The sequence below is a fragment of the Mycobacterium sp. SVM_VP21 genome, from assembly GCA_024758765.1.
Lineage (GTDB): Bacteria > Actinomycetota > Actinomycetes > Mycobacteriales > Mycobacteriaceae > Mycobacterium > Mycobacterium heraklionense_C.
Genome location: CP101406.1, coordinates 1,940,398 through 1,957,798 on the forward strand (window position 1 = coordinate 1,940,398; position 17,401 = coordinate 1,957,798).

Here is a 17,401-nt window from a genome sequence, read left to right on the forward strand (position 1 = left end):
GCGCCGTCACCAACGGAATCCAAGGCAGCACAGGTGCCGGTGGCATCGGCGGTAACGGCGGCGCCGGCGGTGACGCCGGACGTGGCGGCAACGGCGGGGCCGGAGCCGGCGGCGGTACCGACCACATCGCCGGTGACGGTGGTAGCGGCGGCGACGGTGGTTACGCCGGCTACGGCGGTGCAGCCGGGAATGGTGGCATCGGCGGCGACAACACGATCGCGGCCGACGGCAAGGCTGGCGCCGACGGCAACATGACCACCGGCAACGGCGGCAACGGCGGTAAGGGCGGCGCCGGTGTGATGCTCGGCGACGGCGTCGCACAGTCCGGTGGCAACGGCGGCGGCGGTGGCGTGGGTGTCGGCGTCGGTAACGGTGGCAACGGTGGGGCCGGCGGTGCGGGCGCGACCGGCAGTAACGGCATCACTGAGGCATCCGGTGACGGCACCAATGGTGTCGCCGGCGGCAACGGTGGCCACGGTGGTAGTGGCGGCGCGGGTGGCAGCCAGGGCGGTAACGGTGGCAAGGGCGGTGTTGGCGGCGCGGCCGGTTCGGGTGGCAATGGCGGCGACGCCGCGGACGGCACGGCTGGCGTCAATGCGACAGCGGGCACTGGCGGCAACGGCACCAACGGTGGCGACGCCACCGGCACGGCCGGCAACGGTGCCGCTGGCGGCATCGGCGGCGACGGTGGCGCCGGCGGCAGCTCCGCGTACGGCACGGCCGGCGCGGACGGCGTCGGCGGCAAGGGCGGCAACGGTGGTAACGCCGGTAACGCCGGTAACGGTGGTCGCGGCGGCAATGGCGCCGGCGGCGGCACCAACGCGGTGGCCGGGTTCGGCGGTACGGGCGGCAACAGCTCCAGCACGGCAGGCAGTGCTGGCGCAGCCGGGGACGGCGGCTGGAACGCCAATCACTCAGCGCAGGCAGCCGGTGGGACGGCCGGAGGAACTGGTAGCACCGGAAACGGTGGCGCTGGCGGCAACGGCGGTACGGGTGTGCAACTGGCCGATGGCACCGGCCAAAGCGGCGGGGCCGGTGGTGCCGGCGGCGACGCCGCGCTCAACGGCAACGGTGGCGCAGGAGGCCAAGGCGGGAACGGCGCCTTGGGCGCCGCCGGGACGAACGGGGGCATCGGCGCCCAAGCTGGTAACCCCGGCGGCACCGGTGGCATTGGCACCGACGGTAAAGCCGGTGGAGCCGGTGGCGCCGGCGGCGCTGGTGGCGCCAGCGGCACCGAGTCCGGCGACAGCGGTAAGGGTGGTGCCGGCGGTAACGGTGCCGACGGGGGCAAGGGCGGTAACGGCGGTACCGGCGGTAAAGCAACCAATAAGGACCCCGGTGGTACCGGTGGCGTTGGCGGTGCCGGTGGTAACGGCGGCAACGGCGGTGCGGCCGGCCAAGGCGGCGACGGCGGCGCCCTCCGCAACGGTGGCGGTACGGCCGGCGCTGACGGCTCCGATGGCTCTGTCGGCAAGGGTGGCGATGGCGGCGCCGGCGGCCAGGGCGGCGCCGGTGGCGATGGGAAGTCAAACAACATCCTGGGGAAGGGTGGCTTCTCCGGCGGGACGGGCGGCAAGGGCGGTCAGGGTGGTCATGGCGGCATGAGCGGGGCCGGCCAAGCCGGCCAGGCCGGCGGCGCCGGGTCAAACGGCAGTGGCGGCAGCAAGAACGACGGCGCGGCCGGTGCCGGTGCCGGCGGTGCCGGCGGTGGTGGCGGAAAGGGTGGCGGATCATGATGATCCGCCACCCCGGGCGAGCGGTACTAGGTGTCGTCGCGACGCGCCGGAACATCTTCGGGCGACCGCGGCCAGACGAACAGCGCAAGCCGGTAGTTCAGCGCCGGGATGTGGTGTTCACCGAGGAACACCCCGCCGAACTGTTCCCAGAATCGTCTGCCCTCGGTGTCCGGGTCGCTCCCGGTGTCGCCCAGCAGCCGTCGGCACTGGGGTTCTACGTTGAAGAGACCGGAGATGATGTTGGTGACCACAATCCGTCCGTGCCCTTTTCGCACCATCTCAGGATCGGCAATTGCACCGTGCATGCCCACGTCGTAGGGGTCGGCATCGTAGATGGTGGACATGTAGTCCTGTGCGGCACGGAACAATTCGATGTATCCGAGCGGCTGGCCTTCCAGGCTGAAGACGTACGGACGCGAGTAGTTGCCTTCGAATTGGATGCTCAGGTGTCGGCGCCACTCGTCGGCGGGCCGGTCGTAATGCCACGTCCGAGCCAGGTGCGGGCGGTTCATCCACTCGGAAATCATCTCGGCATCGGCATCCGGATCTGCGAAGCGAAAACTGTACGGCTCCGCGAATACCGGCAGCGGTGGCGCCGGAACCGCGCGGACCTCGTCAGGCACGTCAGCCAACTGTCGTGCCATGAGGGTACTCATAGCACACCTGAATCCATTGTCGCCGAACCCGTTTCGGTCAACATGACAAATGCCTCCTACGATTCCGTTGACGGCAACGCCGTCGCCAATGGGTCCGCCAATGATGCCACGTCCGCAGGTGGGTGGTTGAGCCGAAATGCTGGTCGGCATCGCCTGATTGGGCAGCCGAATTTCCCCCAGCGCTGCTGAGACATCAGCGCCGTAAAAGCACTCAAAAACTTGATCCGACAAGACATCACCGACATGGGTTCGTCGCAGAATAGGGAGTCCCACATGACTGGAAAGCAGCACCGCGCAGAGCGTCGTGGTTTCACTGGCGCAGTTCGTCGCCAGGGTGGCCGAGTGGCGGCTATGGGTAGTGCGGTTGGGGCGTTTTTGGCGTTTGGGATGGCGCCGTTGTCGGCGGCTCCGGTTGCGCATGCTGATGAGCTGGATTGGGTTGTTGATCTGGTTGGTGCGGATTTGGCTGGGGCGCTTGGGGATTTGGGTCAGGCGTCGTCGTGGGAGACGTTGTTTGATCAGGCTTCGTGGGAGCCGTTGCTGTCGAATGTGGGTTTGTCGTTTGATGCGTCGTTGGCGGGTGTGCCGGGGTCGGCTGCTGCTGATGATTGGTTTGGGTCGTTGTTCTATGACCCGTGGCATGACTTGGGTCAGGCGTGGATCAATAGTTCGTTTGGGTCTGCGGTTAATGACGTCATCAATATTTTCGGGTTCGGTCAGATTCTGATCGGTAATGGTGCCGACGGTATTGATGGTGGTACGGCGGCGCAGGCTGCTGGTGGTGCTGGTGGTTTGTGGTTCGGTGATGGTGGTGCTGGTGGTACGGCTGCTGATGGCACTGGTGGTGTTGGTGGTTCGGCGGGCATGTTCGGCGATGGTGGCGCCGGTGGTGCGGGTCTTGATGGTGGTGACGGTGGCGCCGGTGGTAACGGTGGCTGGTGGATGGGTATCGGCGGTGATGGTGGTGCTGCGGGTGCTGGTATCGCTGGTGGTGCCGGTGGTGTTGGTGGTGCCGGTGGTGATGGCATTGGTTTGGCGTTCGGTTCGGGCGGTAATGGTGGTCTCGGTGGCGATGGTGCGGTGGGTGCTGCGGGGGCGGTTGTTGGTGCTGGGCTGAATGGTCTTGCCGGTGCCAATGGTGGTGCTGGTGGTAATGGTGGTGCTGGTGGTAAGGGTTCGTGGCTGATCGGTTCCGGTGGTTCCGGTGGTGCTGGTGGTCAGGGTGCCAACGGTGGTGCTGGTAGCGATGGTGGTGATGGCATCGACGCCACCACTGCGGGCGCTGACGGTGGCGCGGCCGGCAACGGTGGCAACGGTGGCACTGGTGGTGCCGCCGGTCTTGGCGGTGCCGGTGGCTCGGGTGGTCTGCTGGGTTCCTCGGGCACTGGTGGTGCCGGTGGTCACGGCGGCAATGGTGGTGCGGCTGGTGTTGGTGGTAACGGTGGCGACGGCGCCGACGGCGATGGCGCTCACATCGATGGTGGTGCCGGTGGCCGTGGTGGTGACGCGGGTGTGGCCGGTGCCGGCGGTGCGGGTTCGACGTCGGGTACCGCGGGTGCTGCGGGTGCGGCGGCGACCGGTGGTGGTAACGGTGGCCGTGGTGGTGACGGTGCCGACGCCACGATCGCCGGTGGTGCCGGTGGCGCCGGTGGCCGCGGTGGTGACGCGGGCTCGCTGGGCAATGGTGGCGCCGGTGGTGTCGGTGGTGACGGCGCGGCCGGTGTGGCCGGGCACACCGATGCCAACGGTGATGGCACGACGGGCCTGTCCGGTGGCGCCGGTGGTGTCGGCGGCGCCGGCGGTGAGGGCGGTTCGCAAGCCGGTAATGGCGGTGTCGGTGGTGCCGGCGGCCGTGGTGGCACCGGTGGCATCGGTGGTGCCGGCAAGGATGGCACCGCGGGTGTGAATGCGGCTGCCGGTAGCGGCGCCAACGGTGGCGACGGTGGTGACGCCTCCAGCACGGCCGGTAACGGTGGTGTCGGTGGTGTGGGTGGCGATGGTGGCGCGGGTGGTTCCTCGGCGCACGGCACCGCGGGTGCCCACGGTGCCGGTGGTATCGGTGGCGACGGCGGCGCCGCGGGCGCGACCGGCGTCGGTGGCAACGGCGGTGATGGTGCTGGTGGTGGCACCGGGGCCGCGGCCGGCAACGGTGGTAAGGGCGGTGCCGGTGGTGCCATCGGTCTCGGTGGCGCGGGTGGTGCCGGCGGCTCCAGTGGCGGCTCTACCCAGGCGGCCTCGGGCACGGCAGGCGCGGACGGTGCCGGTGGCAACGGTGGTAGCGGTGGTAACGGTGGTCAAGGCCAGGTCCTTGGCGACGGCACGGTACAGGCCGGTGGCCAGGGCGGTAACGGTGGCGACGCCGGTGCGGTCGGCAACGGTGGTGCCGGTGGTGCGGGTGGCCAGGGCGCGACGGGCACGGCGGGTGGTACGAACATCAGCGGTGACGGCACCGACGGCGTTGCCGGTGGTGCCGGTGGTGCGGGTGGCATCGGTGGTGCAGGCGGTACGACCTCGGGCAATGGTGGCGCCGGTGGTACGGGCGGCGTAGGTGGCACCGGTGGTGCCGGCGGTCACGGCCTCGACGGCCAGGCCGGCCTCGACGCGGTGGCCGGCAGCGGCGGCGACGGCACCGTCGGTATCGGCGGCGGCGACAGCGGCAATGGCGGCGCCGGTGGCGCCGGCGGCCAGGGCGGTGCCGGTGGCACCGCCACCGCGGGCAATGCAGGCGTTGACGGCACCGGTGGCCAGGGTGGCACCGGTGGTGCGGCCGGTAACGCAGGCAACGGCGGTAGCGGCGGTGACGGTGCGGGTGGCGGCAACAACGCCACGGCCGGATCCGGTGCACAGGGCGGCACCGGCGGTAACCGCGGCGCGGCTGGCGCCGGTGGCGCCGGTGGCTGGAACGCAGACAACAGCGCTCAGGCGGACCAGGGCGCGAACGGTGCCGAAGGCGGCGGCGGCAACGGTGGCTCCGGTGGCCGCGGCGGCGACGGCGAGCTGCTCGCCGGCAACGTGGCCCAGGCCGGTGGAAACGGTGGCGCCGGCGGCACGGCCGGAACCGACGGCGACGGCGGTGTGGGTGGTGCTGGTGGCAACGGCGCTGCCGCGGCTAACGGGACCACCGTTGGCAATAACGGCACCACCGGTGGAACCGGCGCGATCGGTGGCGACGGTGGCGCGGGTGGCCTCGGTGGCTCGAACTCGGGCAACGGCGGCACAGGCGGTGCCGGTGGTAACGGCGGTGCCGGTGGTGACGGTGGTGCGGCTCTCGATGCCACCGACGCCGCGCCCGACAGCTCCGGCGGCAACGGCGGCGGCGCAGGGGCCGGCGGCGCGGGCGGTAACGGCGGTGTCGGTGGCGCGGCGGCCAACGGGGCCGGCGGGACCGGTGGCGCAGCGGGCACCGGGGGTAACGCCGGTACCGCCGCGGACGGCGGCCAGGGCATCGGTGGTGGCGGTGCTGCCAACGCCGGTAGCGGAGGCAACGGCGGCGACGGCGCCGTCGGCGGTGCGTCGGGTAACGCTGGAGCCGGCGGCGCCGGTGCCGAGCAAGGTGCCGCTGGCGCCGACGGCACCGCGGGTACCAACGCCGACGGTGGTAGGGGTGGCCGCGGTGGCGACGGCTTCGGTTTGATCGGTGGATCCAACACCGGCCAGGGCGGTGGCACCGGTGGCCAGGGCGGCAACGCGGGGGCGATCGGCAACGGCGGCAATGGCGGTACCGGCGGTACGGGCGCGACCGTCGACGGCGAGACGGACCCCAACGGCAACGGCACCGACGGCTATGCCGGTGGTGTCGGCGGCACGGGCGGTCAGGGCGGTGCCGGCGGTACCACCTCCGGCAACGGCGGTGCCGGTGGTGTCGGCGGTATCGGTGGCAACGGTGGTGCCGGCGGTGCGGGGGCGGACGCCACCGTGGCCGACACCGACGGAGGCAACGGCGGCAACGCCGGAACCGGCGGTAACGGCGGTAACGGCGGCCAGGGTGGTGCGGCAACCGACGGTGTCGGGGGCGCGGGCGGCAACTCTGGCTACGGCGGCGACGGCGGCGCCGCGGGCGTCGGCGGTAAGGGCCTTGGTGGCGGCGGCGGAGACAACGCCGGTAACGGCGGTAAGGGCGGCGCCGGCGCCGACGGTGGCCTGGCCGGCACCGTCGGGACCGGTGGAATGGGCACCACAAACGGTGCCGACGGCAGTGCCGGCCAGGACGGAAGCGCCAGCGACGGTGGAGCCGGCGGGCAGGGTGGCGTCGGTGAAGGCCTGATCGCAGGCACCAACGTTGGCCAGGGTGGCGGCAACGGCGGGATCGGCGGCAACGCATCCACCGTGGGTAACGGTGGTGCCGGTGGTGCTGGCGGCGTCGGCGCCACCGTGGACGGCATCACCGACCCCAATGGCAATGGCACTGCTGGTGCGGTCGGTGGTGTCGGTGGCAACGGTGGTACCGGTGGTGCTGGTGGCACCACGTCGGGCAATGGTGGCGCGGGCGGTAACGCCGGCAAGGGCGGCAACGGTGGTGCCGGTGGTGCCGGCGCGGACGCGACGGTGGCCGACACCGCCGGCGGCAACGGCGGTAACGCCGGCGCCGGCGGCCAGGGTGGTTCCGGTGGCCAGGGTGGAGACGCCGCCGGCGGCACCGGCGGTGTCGGTGGTAACGCCGGTGCCGGCGGTAATGCCGGTGCGGCTGGCGCCGGTGGCAAGGGCCTCGGTGGCGGCGGCGCGGCCAACGCGGGCGCGGGCGGCGCGGGCGGCGACGGCGCCGACGGTGCCGCCGCGGGCACCGCGGGTGCAGGTGGCTCCGGCAGCGACGGCGACGGCGCCGACGGTGGCGGCGGCGTGGCCGGTATCGGCAGCGACGGCGGCGCGGGCGGCAATGGCGGCGCCGGCACGGGTCTGATCAGCGGCAGTAGTGACACGGGCCAGGGCGGTGGCGCCGGCGGGCACGGCGGTAACGCCGCGTCGGTGGGCACCGGCGGTGTCGGCGGCAACGGTGGCGCAGGTGCGGCCGGTGAGAATGGCGCCACCTTGAGTGACGGCAACGGCACCAACGGCACGCACGGCGGCGCCGGCGGTGCTGGTGGTGTCGGTGGTGCTGGCGGTACGGATGCCGGCAACGGCGGCGCGGGCGGCAAGGGCGGTGTTGGCGGCGCCGGCGGTAACGCTGGCCACGGTGCCGATGGCACGTCCGCCCCGGTCACGCCGGGCACGGGGGCGTCCGGTGCTAACGGAACCAATGGCGGCAACGGTGGTGTCGGCGGTAACGGCGGTATCGGTGGTGACGGTGGTGCCGGCGGTACCTCCAGCCACGGCAGCGCCGGCGTGGACGGATCCGGTGGCACCGGTGGCAACGCCGGCAACGCCGGCAACGCCGGCAACGGCGGTCGCGGTGCCGACGGCACCGGTGGTGGCAGCGGTGCGGCGGCCGGCAACGGCGGCAACGGGGGCGACGGCGGGGTACGCGGCACGGCGGGTACCGCGGGTACGGGCGGCTGGAACGCCGGGCACACCAGTCAGGCGGCCGACGGCAACGCCGGCACCTCGGCCACCGGCGGCAACGGTGGAGCGGGCGGTAAGGGCGGCACGGGTGTGCTCCTCGCCGACGGCACCGCGCAGATGGGCGGCGCCGGTGGTGACGGCGGTAATGCTGGACCGGTCGGCAACGGTGGTGCCGGCGGCAACGGTGGTGCCGGCGCGGCCGGCGCGACGGGATCGACTGCGCTGGCCAACGGCGGTACCGGTGGCAACGGCGCGGCCGGTGGTAGCGCGGGCAACGGCGGTAAGGGCGGCTCGGTCTCCGGCAATGGCGGTCAGGGCGGTATCGGTGGTGCTGGCGGCAACGGTGGTGCCGGTGGTGCTGGCGTTCAAGGCCTCGCTGGCGCCGACGCTGGCGCGGGAAGCGGCGGCGACGGTGGCAACGGCACCGACGGTGGTAACGGTGGTCAGGGCGGTAACGGCGGCAACGGTGGTGCCGGCGGCCACGGCGGTAGCGCCACGAACGGCAATGCTGGACTCAATGGCAGCGGTGGTATCGGTGGCAACGCTGGCGCGGCCGGTAACGCGGGCGACGGTGGTCGCGGCGGCAACGGCGCCGGCGGTGGCACCGACGACACCGCTGGGCACGGTGGCAACGGTGGTGTCGGTGGCGACCGCGGTACCGCTGGTACCGCCGGCAAGGGCGGCTTGAACGGTGACGGTGTCACCTACCGGTCTGACGGTGCGGCCGGTGCGGCCGCTGGCGGCGGCAACGGCGGCGCCGGTGGTGCCGGTGGCAACGGCGCGATGCTCGCTGACGGTACGACCGGCCAAGCCGGCGGTTACGGCGGTCACGGTGGCGCGGCCGGTGCGATCGGTACCGGTGGCGTGGGTGGCGCCGGCGGTCACGGTGGCAACGGCGCGGCCGGTTCAACCGACATCGGCGGTAACGGGACCCTCGGTGGTGACGGTGGAACCGGTGGCGCTGGCGGCAACGGTGGTGCAGGTGGCACCACCTCCGGTGCTGCGGGTGCCGGCGGTGCCGGTGGCGTCGGCGGTAGTGGCGGCAACGGTGGCGACGGCGTCTTCGGCGCCGCCGGAAGCACCGGCGGTAACGGTGGCCTGGGCGGCAACGCGGCCGCCGGTGGTGCCGGTGGCCAGGGTGGTGCGGCCAGCAACGGTGCCGGTGGCGTCGGTGGTGCCGGCGGTAACGCCGGTAACGCCGGCAATGGTGGCGCGGGCGGCAACGGCGGCGCCGGTGGCGTCGATGCCACTGCCGGCAACGGCGGTGTCGGCGGCAACGGCGGTGACCGGGACCTCGGTGGTGCCGGCGGTAGTGGCGGTGTCGGCCAGGGCGGCGTTCAGGCCGCCGACGGCCAGGACGGCACCAACGGCTCCGGCGGCGACGGTGGTGCCGGCGGTAACGGTGGCGCCGGCCAGACCTTGGGTGACGGCTCGGCGCAGGACGGTGGTTCCGGCGGTAAGGGCGGCAACGCCGGGGCGATCGGCACCGGCGGCAAGGGCGGTAACGGCGGCGTCGGCTCGGCCGGCCTCGACGGTGGCACCGACATCAACGGCGACGGCACGGCCGGTACCGCAGGTGGCCACGGTGGTAGCGGCGGCCAGGGTGGCAACGGCGGCCTCACGGCGGGCAACGGTGGTGTCGGTGGTGTCGGTGGCGCCGGTGGTGCCGGTGGCCACGGCGGCGCCGGCGACAACGGTGCCACCGGAACCAATGCATCGGCCGGCAGCGGCGACAACGGCGGCAACGGCGGCGACGCCACCAGCACCAACGGTGACGGTGGCGCCGGTGGTAACGGCGGTAGCGGTGGAATCGGCGGTGACGCCACCAACGGCAACGTCGGCGCCGCCGGTGCCGGCGGCAAGGGCGGTGCTGGCGGCAACACCGGTGACGGCGCCAACGGTGGTAATGGCGGTTCGGGCGCCGGCGGTGGCAGCGACGTGATCGCCGGATCCGGCGGTGACGGCGGCCACGGCGGTCTTGCCGGCAACGCGGGCCAGGGCGGCACCGGCGGCACCGGAGGCGACGGCACTGCTGCCTCAGACGGTCAGGACGGTCTGGTGCTCGGCGGCAACGGCGGCCACGGCGGCCACGGCGGTAACGCGGCAGTCGGCCAAACCGGCGGTAACGGCGGCACCGGCGGCGCGGCCGGTGAGGTCGGACAGGGCGGTATCGGAGGCGACGGCGGCGCCGGGGCCAACGGGGTGGCTGGAGCCGCCAGCGGCAACAACGGCACCGACGGCACGGCCGGTACGGCCGGCGGCAACGGTGGTGCCGGTGGTGCCGGCGGCTCCCTCTCCGGTGACGGCGGCGCCGGCGGCCGCGGCGGTATCGGTGGCAACGGCGGGGCCGGCGGCAATGCCGCCAACGGCACTGCGGGAACCAACGCCACAGCCGGTACCGGTGCCAACGGCGGCAACGGAGGCGACGCGACCGGCCAGGCCGGTGCCGGCGGCGCCGGAGGTGCCGGCGGCCAAGGTGGTGCCGGCGGTGCGGCGACCGTCGGCAACGACGGTGCCGACGGTTCTGGCGGCCACGGCGGCGACGGCGGCAAGGGCGGCAACGCCGGTGTCGGCGGTCGCGGCGGTGACGGCGCGGGCGGCGGCACCAATGCCGCCGCGGGATCCGGCGGTAAGGGCGGCAACAGCAGCAGCACGGCCGGTGCGGGCGGTGCAGCCGGTACTGGTGGTCTCGGTGGTGACGGCGTCACCCAGGCCGACAATGGCACCACCGGCAGCGGCGGTGCGATCGCCGCTGGCGGTGCCGGCGGTAACGGCGGCAACGGCGTCACGCTGGGCAGCGGCCTCGCGCAGGTCGGCGGTAACGGTGGTGTCGGCGGCAACTCCACGGCTGAGTTCGGCAACGGTGGTGCCGGCGGTAACGGCGGTAACGGCGCTGCCGGCACGTCGGGGGCCAATGCCGCGACCGGTGCCGGCGCCAACGGCGGTAACGGCGGTAACGGCGGTGCGGCCGGCGAGCACGGCACTGGTGGAACCGGCGGTAAAGCCGGCAACGGCGGCGCAGGCGGCGCCAACACCACGACCGGTGTGACCGGTTCCGCCGGCCAGAACGTGCCCCTGGACCCCCAGGGCAAGGGCATGGCCGGTGGCAGCGGCGGCCAGGGTGGCAAGGGTGCCACCGGGTTCGCCGGCGGTGCCGGTGGTGTCGGTGGTGTCGGTGGTGCTGGTGGCACCATCTCCGGTGACGGTGGCCAGGGTGGTATCGGTGGCCTTGGTGGCGACGGCGGCAAGGGTGGCACCGGTGGTACCGGCGGACAGGGTGGTACCGGCGCCGACGGCTCCCTCGGCCTGCCCGGGCGGCAAGGCGGCACCGGCGGTATCGGTGGTCTGGGTGGCGACGGCGGCCTCGGTGGCGCGGCCGGTCAGGGCGGTGCCGGCGGTGTGGCCCTCGGTGACGGTAAGGCCGGTGAGCACGGTGACGGTGGCGAGGCCGGCAACGGTGGCCAGGGCGGCGCCGGTGGTGTCGGCGGCAAGGGTGGTACCGGCGGTAAGGGCTATGGCGGCTTCCTTGGCCAGGGTAAGGGCGCTCCGGGCGCCGGCGGCACCGGTGGCAAGGGTGGTAACGGCGGTACCGGTGGTACCGGTGGCGAGGGTCTTGAAGGTCCCGGCTCCGGTGGTGACGGCGGCGCCGGTGGTACCGCCGGTGGCGGTGGCGGTGCCGGTGCAACCAACGGGACGAGCGGCGGGACGCCGAAACCCGGCGTCCCGGGGGGACCCGGCCAGGGCGGCCAAACCGGCCAGCACGGCTAATCCGCGCCGAAAGTACGAGGGCCCGGTCCGACATCAGTCGGGCCGGGCCTCGTGCTTTGTCGGTGCCGCCTAGGAGTCTGCTGAATTAGTGGTCTTCGGGGGCGGGGTGCCTCGCGGCGCTCTCGTTGGCGCTGGTTTGAAGTCAGACCCTGAGGTCGACAGAAGAGGTCACCCCGCCGTGGCGATCGTGGCACGGGGTTGGTTTGAAGGCAATGCCCGGGCGCTGAGTCAGGCGATGGTCCAGGCGGTGCCGGTGTGGGTCAGGCCCATGGTGATCAGGCGGCGCAGGTTCAATGCGCCGGCGCGGTGGTGCAGCCAGCGATCGTTCTTGGCTATGCCGCGGTAACGCACTTTTCGGTTGCCTCGAGTGAGCCAGGCGATGGAGCGTTCCACCATGGGGCGGTGGCGTCGATATTCGGCTTGCCAGTCGGGATGGCGGGCTGCGGCGCGCGCAGCGCGCAGCGACTGCTCATGAATGTGGATGGTGAGTTTTCGTCCGCGAACCGCGGTAGTGCAAGCAGACGCCAACGGGCATGAGCGGCAGTGTCTTTCGAAGGCGGCTCCGCCGCTGGGGCTGATTGGCGTTTGGTGGCCCGCCGGGCACGTCACGATACGGGTGTCAAAGTCGATGGCGAAATCGTCGCTGGTGAACCCACCGGGCACCGGCGCACGCAACGGCAGCGGTTTGATCACCGCGACGTGGCGGGCATCCGTCAGTGCCACCCGGGCAGCCCCGGTGCCATACGCCGAATCAGCTAGCACCCGCACCGGGGTGTTTTCGTCGGCGAGCAGCCTAAGTCCGACGACGGCCTCGTGATTGTCGGGGCCGCTGGCCTTGGTCAACTCGCACTCGGTAATGATTCCGGTGTCGGGTTCGATGGCGATGTGGGCTTTGAACCCGTCCTGGCGCCGGTGCACCGTCTTGTGCGCGTGCCGAGCCTCCGGGTCGACGGTGGAGATCACTCGATCCCCAGCGACCTTTTGCGCGATGCGCCATTGCCCGTCGGTGCCATCGGAGCCCTCGACCGGCTCGACGTCCTGGCCGGCGGGGGGTGTCAGATGGTCTGTGTAGGTCCTGGGATGGGAAGGATCTCAGTGCATGGCGACAGACAAGGACGCGGAAGTGAAGTTGGCGGAGGCTGCCTCGACTGAGGAGATGGCCGAGGCGCTGCGGGCGTCGGGCGTGGTCGATGACCTGCTGGCCCAGGTCGACGGCGGGCAGGTAGCGCTGACCGGCGATGGCGGGCTGCTGCCCGGGCTGATCAAGCTCGCCCTGGAGCGGGGGCTGGCTGCGGAGCTGACCGATCATCTGGGCTACGAGAAAGGCGACCCGGTCGGGCGTGAGCTGCCCAACGCTCGCAACGGCCACTCACCCAAGACGGTGCAGACCGAAGCAGGCCCGGTGCCCCTGGACGTGCCCCGCGACCGGGACGGATCGTTCACGCCGCGACTGGTACCCAAGGGGCAGCGTCGCCTCGGCGGGCTCGACGACATGATCATCTCCTTGTACGCCGGTGGAATGACGTTGCGCGACATCGCTTTCCACCTGTCATCGACGCTGGGTACCGAACTGTCGCACGAGACGATCTCCAAGGTCGTCGACGAGATCTCCGATGAGGTCCTCACCTGGCAGCGCCGGCCGCTGGAGCCGCTGTATCCGGTGATCTTCCTCGACGCGATCGTCGTCAAGGTCAAAGACGGCGGCCACACCCGCAACAAGGCCGCTCACATCGCCGTGGGCGTCGATATGGCCGGGATCAAGCATGTCCTGGGCATCTGGGTCCAGCAGAACGAAGGGGCGGCGTTTTGGGCTTCCGTCTGCGCGGATCTGGCCAACCGCGGGGTGAGAGACGTGCTGGTCGTGTGCTGCGACGGGCTGACCGGGTTCCCCGAGGCGATCGCAGCGACCTGGTCGCAGGCCGCGGTCCAGACCTGCGTGGTGCACCTGATCCGCAACGCCCTGCGGTTTGTCTCCTATGCCGAGCGCAAGGCGGTGGCCGCCGCCCTCAAGCCGGTCTACACCGCGGCCAACGCCGAGGCGGCTCGCGCTGAGTTGGATGCGTTCACCGCATCGGAGCTGGGCAAGAAGAACCCGACGGCAGCAATGGTTTTCCAGCGGGCATGGGAACAGTTCATCCCGTTTCTGGCGTTCCCGCCCGAGCTGCGGCGGGTGATCTACACGACCAACTCGATCGAGTCGCTGAATTACCAGTTGCGCAAGGTCACCAAGAGCCGCGGGCAATTCCCCAACGACGCCGCCGTGGTCAAGCTGCTGTGGCTGGCGATCTGCAACATCGAGGACAAACGAGCCGCCGAGCGAGCCAAAGAACGCGGCAAGAAGACCGGCCGAACAGCCCCGGGCAGGCTCGTGGAAGGACAGGTGGTCACCAACTGGAAGAAAGCGCTCGAACAGCTCGTACTGGTCTACCCAGACCGCGTCGAGCCGTACCTGTAAGCACCACAATCGAAGAATTCAGCAAGACGACTTACACAAAAAACTTGACACGCTCGGCCGGCGATCAGCGCCAACAACGCCACCGCCTCGGCCGCGCGTGGCGCTAGCTCCTGCTCGGGCAGATACCCCAGTACCCGGTGAGCGTCGCCGACCAGGGCATCGACGAGCCGGTCCCGGGCGGCACTGTCGTCCCAGGCGATCGCTGGTTTGCCCGGGTCGGTGTAATCATGAGCGCGGCAGTGCGCGGCGATGACCTCGCCGGCGCCGGGGACATCGCGGGCCACCCGGCGGATCGCGCCGATCAGCTGGGTCACGGTGTCCTGGGTGGCCACCGCATCGTCGAGGACTGTGGAATCCAGAGCCCGCCGGGTCTTGCCTGCCAGCACCCCGGTTTGGGCCACGACGGCCTTGACCGCCTCGAAGATCCGGTCCGGTCGATCCGAGGCCGCCAACCGGCGCCTCCAGTACGTCAACGTCGTGGAATGAAATGCCGGCGCTGTCACCGCCAGACCGCACGCGGCTTTCCATCGCAGGTCGAAAGCCACCGCATCGACGGTCTCGTTATCCGACATCCCGTGCAGAGCCTGCAAAGTGATTACCGAGGCCATCACCTCGGCCGGCACACTCGGCCGGCCCCGGCGCGACGGAAACAGATCGGCGAACATCTCCTCGGGAAATAACTCACCGCGATGGGCTGCCAGGAACGCAAACATGCTGTCGGCCTTCAACAGATGCCCGGCGACCGACTCCGCATCCAACAACTCACGCTGATCATCAGAGCGACCCTGCACCCAACAATCATCAGCGAAAACCCGAGCACCACCACCCCGCCACGCGGGATTAATTCAGCAGACTCCTAGACCGTCAGCACAACCTTGCCGGTCACCTCGCCCGACGACAGCAGGCGATGAGCCTCGGCCGCCTGCGTGATGGGCAGCCGCGCGCCGATCACCGGCTTGATTCGGCCGTCGCCGACCATCGGCCACACCTCAGTGGCCACGGCGTCGACGATGGCGCCCTTGCTGTGCGGGCCTTCCACCGGCCGGCCGCGCAAGGCGGTGCCGATCACCCGGGCGCGTTTGGAGATCAGCTTGCCCAGGTTCAGCTCGCCTTTGACCCCGCCCTGCATCCCGATGACCACGAGTCGCCCGTCGTTGGCCAGCGCATCGACATTGCGGTCTAGGTAGGCCGCCCCCATGATGTCCAGGATCACGTCGGCACCGCCGGCCTCGCGCACCCGCGCCACGAAGTCCTCGTCGTGATAGTTGACGGTGATCTCGGCGCCCAGTTCACGGCAGAACGCCAACTTGGCCGCTGATCCGGCGGTGACGGCCACCCACGCCCCGAGTTGACGTGCCACCTGAATGGCGTGGCTGCCCACGCCGCTGGCTCCACCGTGCACCAGCAGCAACTGACCCTCGGACAACCCGGCAGTCAAGACCAGGTTCGACCAGACGGTGCAGGCCACTTCCGGCAGTCCGGCCGCATCCAGCAGGTCTACCCCGGCCGGAACAGGCAGCATCTGGGGGGCTGGAACCGCGACGTACTCGGCGTAGCCGCCGCCGGCCAACAGAGCGCAAACCTGTTGGCCGATTGTCCAATCCGACACCTCGTCGCCCACCGCAGCGATGACGCCGGAGACCTCCAGGCCGAGGGTGTCGCTGGCCCCGGGTGGGGGAGGATACAAGCCTGCCGCCTGCAACAGATCGGCCCGGTTCACCCCGGCTGCGGCGACCCGGATCAGTACCTCGCCCGGAGCCGGTTGCAGATCGGGGACCTCTCGCCAAGCGAGCACTTCCGGGGATTCAGCGATGATGGCGCGCATGTCGGACACGCTACTACCGGCCTGACGCGGTCGAAAACGATGAGGAAAGCTAAGTGTTGGGCTTAGCATGACGCTGTGCAGCGCAATGATCGCCGCCGGACGGGGAGTGATTTACCCGGCTTGGATCTGGCCGAACGCCAAGCATGGCAACACTATTTGGAAGCCGTGCTGCGATTCGACGCGGCGCTGAACCGGGCGCTCTACGCTGATCATCAACTGTCGGTGATCGACTTGCGGGTGCTCGACATCCTGGCCAAGTCCGCGGACGGATCCGCTCGGATGGGCGATCTCGCTGACCTGTTGGGCGCTTCCCGCCGTCAGATGACGACACGGATCGACCGCCTCGGGGAGCGGGGATTGGTGCGCCGCGAGCCCGATCCGCAGGACAAACGCGGGGTGGTCGCGCTGCTCACCGACGACGGGCGCACGATGATCGATCAGGCGATCATCAGTTACGCGAAAGCTGTCTCGACCTATTTGCTCGGATCGTTATCGACTCGCCAGGTCAACACTGTTGCGGAGAACTGTTGGCGTATCGGCGAGGGTCTGCGGCTTTCTGAACTGCGGCGTGCATTGGTCGAACCTGGTGCGCCTATTTCGGTTCGCGTTGATTCCCAAGTCTTTCCGGAGGCGCCCACGTGCTATCTGCCCGGGGTTGATGATGCTGGGAAGCGTTGCTGGAATCAGTTCATGTCGTCATCGGCGACGCTCTTCCCGGTATTGAACGAACGTTTGACCCAGGCGATCCAGCTCAGCTTGATCGACATTCTGCTGCTGGATCTGATCGCGAAATCGCCGGGCGGATCAGCGCCCCTGAGCGCGCTGGGTCAAGCGTTTTCACTGCAGCCCAGCCGGATAACTCAGCAGATCACCCGCCTGGAGTCCGAGGGTCTGGTGTGCCGGGCACCCGTTCAGGGCGATCGACGACGCGTCGTCGTCAACATCACGCTGCCCGGCCGAGTCCGGCTGGGGCCGGCGCTTTCCTTCTACGCCAGGGAAATTCGCAGGAACTACTTGGACCCGATGTCGCGCCAGCAGGCGATCGCGCTCGGCGATGCGTGCCGCCGGATCAGCTTGCCCCTCAAAACCCGCGTCGACCGGCAGGTGCGGACCGTTCGCCGGAGCGCGCCTACAGCCGCCGTCGAAAGCGACGCTGGTCGCCGGTAGTCCGCCCCTCGATATACGGCGTCGTCCCACCGTCGCATTGTGCTTACCGGTGTTTCCACAGTTTGCTGATGGTGGATGGCGTCATTCCGCATGGGGGACAAGCGGAATGGTTACCCACTGGTAGTTACAGGTTGAAACAGTTGAGTCCGCTGTGCGGGTTGATTCACAACCTCCGATTACGGCACTGACCTGGGAATCCACGGCCCGTCGTCGCAACCCGGCTTGGTGTGACAGCAAACGTATTCGGGGATAACAACGTTCGATTAGAGACACTCAGCCCTCGCTTAGTTACGTTCAT

5 protein-coding genes and 2 pseudogenes are annotated in these 17,401 nt (G+C 70.6%); 3 read left to right on the top strand and 4 right to left on the bottom strand.

The genetic code is table 11. From position 1 onward, the window contains the following. Window positions 1-1,762: 1,762 nt before the first annotated feature. Window positions 1,763-2,392, bottom strand: a complete 630-nt coding sequence (locus NM962_08935; GenBank protein ID UVO14631.1) for an acetyltransferase — start codon at window positions 2,390-2,392, stop codon at window positions 1,763-1,765. A gap of 273 nt (window positions 2,393-2,665) precedes the next feature. Here NM962_08935 and NM962_08940 point away from each other — a divergent pair, with 273 nt between their 5' ends. After that, window positions 2,666-11,656, top strand: a complete 8,991-nt coding sequence (locus NM962_08940) for a hypothetical protein (protein UVO14942.1) — start codon at window positions 2,666-2,668, stop codon at window positions 11,654-11,656. A 228-nt stretch (window positions 11,657-11,884) separates the two neighbouring features. Here NM962_08940 and NM962_08945 read toward each other — a convergent pair. Beyond that, window positions 11,885-12,703: pseudogene (locus NM962_08945) on the bottom strand (transposase). Window positions 12,704-12,755: 52 nt separating this feature from the next. Between NM962_08945 and NM962_08950 the strand changes: the two are divergent. Next, window positions 12,756-14,111, top strand: a complete 1,356-nt coding sequence (locus tag NM962_08950; GenBank protein ID UVO14125.1) for an IS256 family transposase — start codon at window positions 12,756-12,758, stop codon at window positions 14,109-14,111. 53 nt (window positions 14,112-14,164) lie between these two features. On the opposite strand, the pseudogene NM962_08955 reads toward NM962_08950, so the two are convergent. Together NM962_08955 and NM962_08960 are read right to left on the bottom strand one after the other, a co-directional pair. Next, window positions 14,165-14,902: pseudogene (locus NM962_08955) on the bottom strand (transposase). Between the two features lie 65 nt (window positions 14,903-14,967). Then, window positions 14,968-15,936, bottom strand: a complete 969-nt coding sequence (locus NM962_08960) for an NAD(P)H-quinone oxidoreductase (GenBank protein ID UVO14126.1) — start codon at window positions 15,934-15,936, stop codon at window positions 14,968-14,970. A gap of 75 nt (window positions 15,937-16,011) precedes the next feature. Here NM962_08960 and NM962_08965 point away from each other — a divergent pair, with 75 nt between their 5' ends. Beyond that, complete coding sequence (locus tag NM962_08965) at window positions 16,012-17,103, top strand: MarR family transcriptional regulator (GenBank protein ID UVO14127.1); 1,092 nt, start codon at window positions 16,012-16,014, stop codon at window positions 17,101-17,103. Window positions 17,104-17,401: the final 298 nt, after the last annotated feature.